The organism is Paenibacillus sp. 102 (genome assembly GCF_039549175.1).
Lineage (GTDB): Bacteria > Bacillota > Bacilli > Bacillales > Bacillaceae_G > Bacillus_A.
In genome coordinates this window covers 159,690-167,890 of the sequence record NZ_JBCGHT010000009.1, presented here as the reverse complement: position 1 = coordinate 167,890, position 8,201 = coordinate 159,690, and the positions used below count along the sequence as shown (strand labels likewise).

Sequence of the window (8,201 nt, the reverse complement as noted above, 5' to 3'; positions counted from 1 at the left end):
TAAATTCAGCTCCTGGAAGCTTGGTATTTCCATCCGCTACATCTACTTTTGTTATTTCTAAAGAGCCTGTAACCTTTTTATCTTGTACAACATGTTTAATAATTTCTCCATCTTGCTTGATTTCAAAAGAAAAAGTTTCTTCATTAATTAAATATCCTTCTGGTGCAAATGTTTCTTTATACGTATATTTTCCATACGGTAATTTCTCAAATTTCGCAATTCCTTTTTCGTCAGTTTTCCCTTTCACTACTTCCTGTCCTTGTGCGTTATAAATCGTAAATTCGGCTCCTGGCAGTTTATTGTTACCGCTTGCAATATCTTCTTTTGTAATTTCAATACTCCCTTTAATTTGCTTATTTACTACTTGTATTGTTCCTATTTCACCTGTTTTCACTTCAATTACTTGAGGCTGTTCACCTAATACATAACCAGTTGGAGCTTTTACTTCTTTTACAGTGTAAGTTCCTGTAGGAATATTGCTAAGCTCCGCAATGCCATTCGTATTTGTTGTAATTTCCCCTACAGACTCACCATTTGCATTCAATACCTCAAATACAGCTCCTGCTAAAGCTTCATTATTTTCTCCAACTTTTTTCACTTTGAGAGAACCAGCAGCTTCCCAATTCACTGCAAGCTCACCACTAATTTTCTCTTCATTTCGTTCTAATAGTACAGTTGCATTTTGAATTGTATCTGTACCCCGATATGCAATTGCTTGTATTTTTGTAAGGTTGGAAGTGACTTTTAAATTAAACTCACCTGTTTTCGTTGCTTTTGGAATTTGAATACGGAATTTTTCCCCAAGGGCAAGTTGATCTTTCACTTCTCCATTTTCATTAACGATCCGCACCCCTTCTGGTGCATTACTTGTAGTAACTTTGAATGTACCGTTTTTAACATTTGTTTGAACGGTATATAAATTTGTTTCAAAATAGTCACCTTTTAATTCCGCTTTTTGCTTTTCCGCTGGAATTACATTCATAGAAATATCTTGCGTTTCTTGACTATTATTTGCCGCTTTAATCATAGCTTTAGCCGCATTTTCTACATTTTTATTCTCATGCTTTAATTCATTCACATCAAGCTGCCCTAATGCGTTCCACACTGCAAGCTGCGTTGCATAATGTGCTTCTTGCCAATTCGATACACCTAACTGTTCTGCACTTTTTTGTGGATAACCATTTAATAACACACGATACACAATATTATCGGTTTTCCCCATTTCAGGTAGATCTTGTCCACTTGGAGATTTGAGACCTAATGTTAAGCAATATGCAATTTGGCCGTGAGCTGTTTTGATAACTTCAGTTCTAATATACTTACCTAATTGATTGCTATAGCTCCAGTTCATTGCATACTTCTCATGTGACATAACCTCTGCACTTGCTTTCGGTAACATCAAATTAAAAACTAGAGATAATACAGATAATACAGATAATAAAGCTAGTATTCTTATAACAAACTTTTTCCCCATACATGAAACCTCCCAATTTAACTCGAAATGCGTATCATTCAAATATTTAGAATAATGTAAATAAATATATTTTTCGTTATAAATTAAAAAATCGGAAATTTTAATGTATAATTGTTACATAATTGAGAATTGTTATTGAGAAATTTCGCTTTAAGTATATCTTCCAATAAAGTAAGATACAGAATCTCTTATTGACAAAATAGGAAATATATTCTTACAACTTAATAAATAGAAAATACTTCTTTAAATGAACAGGCAACAACCCCTTCTCCCACAATTCAGTAGAAAACAAAAATTTTTCTATGGATAAGCTCTACCAACAAAATCCTTTATCCTCAGCGGAGATAAACTTTTTCATTTATGCTTAAACTTTATAAAATAAAACGGATACATTTTTCAGAATTTACTTTCATTCCCATTTCCCCTTTATTTCTGTCCCTAACTTATATAGAATATGTTGATAGGAATTATAAATTTTATACTGAATCGTGGAAAGGATGGGAATCATAAATGTGGAATGAGTTTAAAAAGTTCGCCCTAAAAGGAAATGTTATTGATTTAGCTATCGGGGTTGTAATCGGAGCTGCTTTCGGAAAAATCGTAAGTTCTTTAGTAAAAGATATTATCACACCTTTAATCGGTATGTTAATGGGTGGTATCGATTTTACAGGTTTAAAAATTACGTTTGGTAAAACAGCTATTATGTATGGTAACTTCATTCAAACTATCTTTGACTTCTTAATCATCGCAGCTGCTATCTTCGCATTTATTAAAGTTTTCAACAAGCTAACATTCAAAAAAGAAGAAGAAAAGAAAGAAGAAGTACCAGAACCAACAAAAGAAGAAGTACTTCTTGGCGAAATTCGCGACCTATTGAAGCAACAAAATACTTCAAAAGACAACGCGTAATTGAACGGATAAAAGGCATGCCCCTTATGGGACATGCCTTTCTTTATATCTTATAACGTTTCCGAATTCATATGAATGAACAAAATAATACCGGCAACCATTAATACCATAATAGAACCTGCAAATAATGTAATCGCAACAAATACGAAGCTTGTGCTTACATCTACTGAAATACTTTCAATAAAAATAGAAGTTACATACGTGATAAGGGCAATTCCTGCAAGAATACTTCCTGGAACAAATCGCTTTAAGCCATTTTGTTTTAACGTCATATATGCAAAAAAAGCAGTCATACAAAGCGTAATTATCCAAAGAATGATCATCTCTTCCCCCCTCACAAGCCTTTTCTTTCTATTATACATGACATTGCGTAGTTATAGGGATATTTACATTCAAACAAAAGATGTTAGAGAAAAGTTATGAACAAGGAGTACCGAAATACGTATCGAATTTTCATATATCATGACCCCATTGTAAATACGAATTAATCTGAAATATATGGAGGGATTACTATTGAAAGATGACTATACTAGTTATGCCGTATTAGAACAAGTAGAAAAGTTTGATTATATTACGATTGATTTAGAAAACAAATTCTTTTATATTGAAGTGATTGATATAAAAACGAATAAAGTATTATTAGGTGTATCACTTGATTTAAAGAAAGACCAAACAACAGTAAGCGGAGATATAGAAAAGTATCACACTTTACAAATTGATGATTTGTTAACAGGATTCAAAATAACGGCGCAAATGTGTATAGATAATAATCTGCGTAATGCAAAGGAACTATGGGAGTTTATTGAAAATAATTAAAAGGATACTCCCTGTTATTCTTTTTCATTCGTACAGCTAAGCAAAATCTATTACATTGAGAAATAGAAAAGTGCAGAGTGATGAAAATTCCTTCTCATAACTCTGCACTCTCCTCTACCTTTAAGACAATTCATGTAAACGAATGACACGTGAAAAATAAGGCAATATATCTTGATTATGTGTAACAACTACAATTGTTTTTCCTTTCTCATTTAATTGTTTCAAATACCCTAGTATTACTTTTTCATTTTCCGCATCTAAGCTAGCAGTAGGTTCGTCTGCTAGTATTACATCACTTTCTTGTAGGATTAGCCTTATGATTGCAATTCGTTGCTGCTCTCCACCACTTAATTGATAGACCATTTTTTCTTTCAAGTGAGATAGTCTAAATTCATTCAAAAGTGCATCGATTTTTTCGATTTTCTCCTTTTTGCTTAACTTCTTGTATTCTAGGGCTAAATTTAAGTTCCATTTTACCGTTTCATCATCAACTAACCCATAGTTTTGAAATAAATAACCTATCTTTTCTCTTCTGAACATCATCGCTTCTTTAGAATGAATCGGCGGATTTTTTATACCAAATAACAATAAATCCCCTTTATCTTTTTTCGTAATTAAGCCGATAATATTTAAGAGTGTCGTTTTTCCTTTTCCACTTTCTCCCGTAATTGCAATCATTTCACCATTCTCTACAGTTAAATTAACGTTTGAGAGTACTTCTTCTTTTTCATATGTTTTAGACACGTTCACGAGTTTTATAATCTCCATCTTTATCCACCTTTAACGATTTTGTGAATATCGTTTTTAATAATCTTCTTGTATAAATATAATAAAACAATAAAATCTATTACGAGTATGCAAATATAGAAAGGAACGTTAAACTCTATAAATATATTCATAACAATCATACCTAGCAACATCGCATATACGATCAAATGTAATTTAAATGTTTTCATTATACTATAACCATAAATATATTGGATTGCGTACCTTTTACTATTCGATATGATATCCACATAATTTGAAATACAAATTACAAAGATTAATGTGAATAAGAATAGTAACGTAAAGACTAAAGAATTGTACATAATAAATTCTACAAAATGCACTTTATCCATATAAGGCGTTAACAGCGTGCCAACATTTACAAGTTTATTCAAGTGATGCTTCGCAAGTATTTGGTTAAATTCATCTCTTTGGTTTAAATGAAAATAAACGTTACCCGAACTTAACTGATCATAATAATATAAGCTACCAAAGTTCCCTTGATCGATCATAATAATTGTATCTTTAAGTTTCACATCAGAATCATCTTCAGACATATTTTTACCTAACAATTCATATTCCTGATTATTAGCAATATAGATAACTTCTACATTATCAATGTTCTTCGATTCGGATTTAGGAAGTCCAAAATTTTCATTATAATTCAGTAACTGATTATATCGTTCAATATAAATCTTTTTAATTTTTGATTCTTGAGATTTATATTTAACTGGCACCAAGATCGTAGGCTTTGTTACATGAAAATTTGTTATTTTTGTCCCTGTTTCATTCTTAATTCTCATAAAATCATGTATATATCTTTCATTAACTACTATGTAATTATCTTTTATAGAAGTATATAAATCCTCTTTTTTTAAGCCGTTCATTTCTAAATATGTCGGTGTTAATAATTCAAGAATGTAAGCATCATTCACATATAACTTTTCTTGTTCATCAAAATGATGATATATTCTCTTAACAGCATCACCGTATTCTGCTATTAATTTAGGGTTAGTTCGTGCTTTTTCATCCTCATTAGAGTTAAACCCATTCGATGTAAAATAACCCTCTAGTTTCGTATACCGCTCTAAGTCTTTTGATTTAGCTTGATATTCTCTATAATTCGAGATAAACGAAGAAATAGAAACTGTAATAGATAATATTAAGAGAATCTTAATTGCGTATAAAATATAATTTAATCTGTTAGAATACACTTTGTTTTTTATCATCAAATTTATATCAATAAACCTTAAACTAATTTGTGTAAACAATAGCATGATAACATTTATTACAATTACTACTACTAAAAACACTACTAATAAATAAAAATAACGTGGTACAACATTGGCAATGAGTACATAATAGAGAAAATGAACACCTAACGTAATAACAAGTACAATACTTTCCATGAATATAAAATCTTTTAATGACGCTTGTACCATTTTAAATTTCGAATAACCAAGCATCTTTTTGATCGCATTTACTTTGATTCTTGTAAATGTATAAATCAATAAAACTAATTGTGTTAGTATTAAAAGAATGACAAAGTTTAAAACATTGTATGTAACAATTTGACTATAAGCAATATCGTTATGATACGGCTCAATTGTAATTCCAATTTTCTTTGATAAGTCACTTAATCTATCAAATGATAAATTCGTATAAAATACACCATTACTATCAACAAAATCTTCTTTGGTTAATGGGTGATAATTTAAAACTGTATCAGATGAAATTGATTTCGGTTTATTTATATCCTTCACTTGGCTATGATATATATCATAAATAAACTGATTATGCTTAGAGACAGGTGTTTTGATAAGCTGTAATCCACATGTTTTATTTGATAAGCACGTGGAGCTTACCTCTTTATATAGTTCATTCAACTTATCTCCCGAAACATCTTCTACAATATAGCCATCAAGAGATGTATCTCCTAAATTATTCAGCTCATATATATCATAAACAGATTTATTAAATATATAAGATAGCAGAAATAGCTGCCCAATTAAAAAGATAAATAATAACTTTTTCATAATGCCTCCTGCACATCATATTCAACCTAAACATACATTTAGGAAGGGAAAAGGACAAAAATTTTTAGATATTACCTTTGGTAGTAATCGTAATGTGAAGTCTCATCACAATACCATTTTCTGTCCGCATCTTTATAAGCTTGATCTGCTTTCCATCCAGATGAATATGTGCTGCCACAAACCTTTACAGCTGCCCATACCATATATTTTTTATTATTAGAAGGCTTTGCATCTCTAATATCAGAGTATACTTTTGAATCTGTTTGTCCGCCTTTGTAGATTAATTCCCCATTTGCTACTGATGCTGCCGAAGCAATTCCTACTGGGATTGCAAACGTAATGATTGTTAAAAATGCAATGATAACTCGATTCATTTTTTTATCGTATCCACCCCTATATTTATTGTCCCTTTTCCCCGAACTCAATATAACACAATTTTAAAATTTGTTATTATTTTCTAAAAATTGAAAATACGACTTTCCTCAACAGAACAAATCTTGACAAAACACATGTAAACAAGAATATTTTTATGAACAATTTATAACAAAAATAGATAGTATAATTTTAAAAATTTTATTTATTACTATAATATTAATACACCGTTTTTTGCGAGGAGCGTTTCAATATAAGCTCGATTTTACAAACGATTGTATCAGCATACTCTTTACTTATACCCCCGGTCCAATATCATTACCTTAAAAGAAAAACAGAAAAAATATATGTTTCTCAACCTGAAATATACGAAAATACGCCCTATCCAGAACCTCATACATATCTTCATTATCAAGGAAATGTATATTCCATAGCCACGCATCAATGATAATCTTACATGATTTCTTTCTCTAACTAGAGAACCTACATAGAAAAAGTCATTGAAAATGAAAACATCATTGGAACAAAATAAAAACTCACAGGATTCCCTGTGAGTTTTTCCTATTCTTACTTCGTCGAATCCCTAAATTGAATACGGTGAGGTAAGATAACTGTATGATCTTCTACTTTTTCTTTGTTCATATATTTTGTTAATAGGCGCATTGCTACTGCACCGATATCATACATTGGCTGTACAACTGTTGAAAGTTGCGGGCGTACCATTAATGCAAGGCGCGTGTTATCAAAGCCAAGTACTTCTATGTCTTCTGGTACGTTTAATCCAGCGTCTTGTGCCGCGTGGATTACACCTAGTGCCATTTCATCTGAAGATACGAAGATGGCTGTTGGCTTTTGATCAAGTTCCCAAAACTTTTCAAATGCTTCTAGGCCTGAATCGTATGTGTAATCTCCGTCAATTACAAGATTTTCATCATAAGCGATACCAGCTTCTTCTAAAGCTTTTTTATAACCTTGTAATTTCTTTGCACTTCCAGCTTTGTCAATGTAAGGACCTGATACGAAACCGATACGCTTATGCCCTTGCTCTAAGAAATGTTTCATTGCATCATAAGCCGCTTGTGTATAATCAATATTTACTGATGATGTTTCATTTTCCTCATCAAATGATGCTGCTAACACGATTGGTACTGGAGACTTTTTGAACTCTTCTACATGCGTATCTGTAATATCTTCACCCATGAATACAATACCGTCCACTTGTTTACCAAGCATCGTATTTAATAAATGGAATTCTTTTTCTCTATTTTGGTCAGAGTTACTTAAAATAATATTATATTTGTACATTGTTGCGATATCTTCGATTCCACGTGCAAGTTCTGCATAAAATGTATTAGAGATATCTGGAATAATAACACCCACTGTTGTTGTCTTTTTACTTGCTAGTCCACGTGCTACCGCATTCGGGCGATATCCTAATCGATCAATTGCTTCTAATACTTTCTTTCTTGTTGTAGGCTTTACATTCGGATTACCGTTCACAACGCGTGATACAGTTGCCATTGAAACGTTTGCTTCGCGCGCTACGTCATAGATTGTTACGTTCATCTTTTTCGCACACTCCTTCTATATTATGTTATCTATCTTTATGTATCGGTTCACTTAAATGAAAAAAAGACATCAACTCTACTTGAAGATGTCACTCCCGAGTCCTTTTACTAATGATACGATAAAAATGCAGGCTCATACAATATGTTCCCGCAAAAGTTTCGAAAAAATTCGCTTCTTTTCTCCTATTTTCGTATTTTTCATGTAAAAAAGGACAATTTTCGCGAAAAAGTCTATGCAACAGGTGTCGCATAGACTTTAAA

Annotated in this window: 9 protein-coding genes; 3 read left to right on the top strand and 6 right to left on the bottom strand. The window is 31.6% G+C overall.

The genetic code is table 11. The features are described from left to right. On the bottom strand, positions 1–1,474 hold a 1,474-nt coding region (locus AAIE21_RS19165; protein WP_343268237.1), incomplete at its 3' end, for an MSCRAMM family protein. Positions 1,475–1,984: 510 nt separating this feature from the next. On the opposite strand from AAIE21_RS19165, the gene mscL reads away from it, so the two are divergent. Then, a complete protein-coding gene (gene mscL, locus AAIE21_RS19160) occupies positions 1,985–2,383 on the top strand; it encodes a large conductance mechanosensitive channel protein MscL (RefSeq protein ID WP_343268236.1) in 399 nt (132 codons plus the stop codon). Between the two features lie 50 nt (positions 2,384–2,433). Here the strand turns inward: mscL and AAIE21_RS19155 are convergent, their stop codons facing one another. Next, complete coding sequence (locus AAIE21_RS19155) at positions 2,434–2,706, bottom strand: DUF3917 domain-containing protein (RefSeq protein WP_343268235.1); 273 nt, start codon at positions 2,704–2,706, stop codon at positions 2,434–2,436. Positions 2,707–2,896: 190 nt separating this feature from the next. On the opposite strand from AAIE21_RS19155, the gene dhp61 reads away from it, so the two are divergent. Continuing rightward, complete coding sequence (gene dhp61, locus AAIE21_RS19150; protein ID WP_343268234.1) at positions 2,897–3,199, top strand: protein Dhp61; 303 nt, start codon at positions 2,897–2,899, stop codon at positions 3,197–3,199. Positions 3,200–3,319: 120 nt separating this feature from the next. On the opposite strand, the gene AAIE21_RS19145 is transcribed toward dhp61, so the two are convergent. The 3 genes from AAIE21_RS19145 to AAIE21_RS19135 all read right to left on the bottom strand — a co-directional run bounded on the left by AAIE21_RS19145 (position 3,320) and on the right by AAIE21_RS19135 (position 6,374). Then, entirely contained in the window at positions 3,320–3,967 is a 648-nt protein-coding gene (locus AAIE21_RS19145; protein ID WP_343268233.1) for a putative bacteriocin export ABC transporter, read from the bottom strand. 2 nt (positions 3,968–3,969) lie between these two features. Beyond that, positions 3,970–6,000 (bottom strand): hypothetical protein, encoded by a 2,031-nt coding sequence (locus tag AAIE21_RS19140; RefSeq protein ID WP_343268232.1) that lies wholly within the window; start codon positions 5,998–6,000, stop codon positions 3,970–3,972. Between the two features lie 71 nt (positions 6,001–6,071). Further along, positions 6,072–6,374: a hypothetical protein gene (locus AAIE21_RS19135; RefSeq protein ID WP_343268231.1), complete on the bottom strand. Its 303-nt coding sequence runs from the start codon at positions 6,372–6,374 to the stop codon at positions 6,072–6,074. Positions 6,375–6,625: 251 nt separating this feature from the next. Here AAIE21_RS19135 and AAIE21_RS29620 point away from each other — a divergent pair, with 251 nt between their 5' ends. Next, positions 6,626–6,820 carry a DUF3949 domain-containing protein gene (locus tag AAIE21_RS29620; protein ID WP_481858694.1) on the top strand — a complete coding sequence of 65 codons (195 nt, stop codon included), beginning with the start codon at positions 6,626–6,628 and terminating at the stop codon, positions 6,818–6,820. A gap of 119 nt (positions 6,821–6,939) precedes the next feature. Here the strand turns inward: AAIE21_RS29620 and ccpA are convergent, their stop codons facing one another. Further along, positions 6,940–7,938 (bottom strand): catabolite control protein A, encoded by a 999-nt coding sequence (ccpA, locus tag AAIE21_RS19130; RefSeq protein ID WP_343268230.1) that lies wholly within the window; start codon positions 7,936–7,938, stop codon positions 6,940–6,942. Between the last annotated feature and the right edge of the window lie 263 nt (positions 7,939–8,201).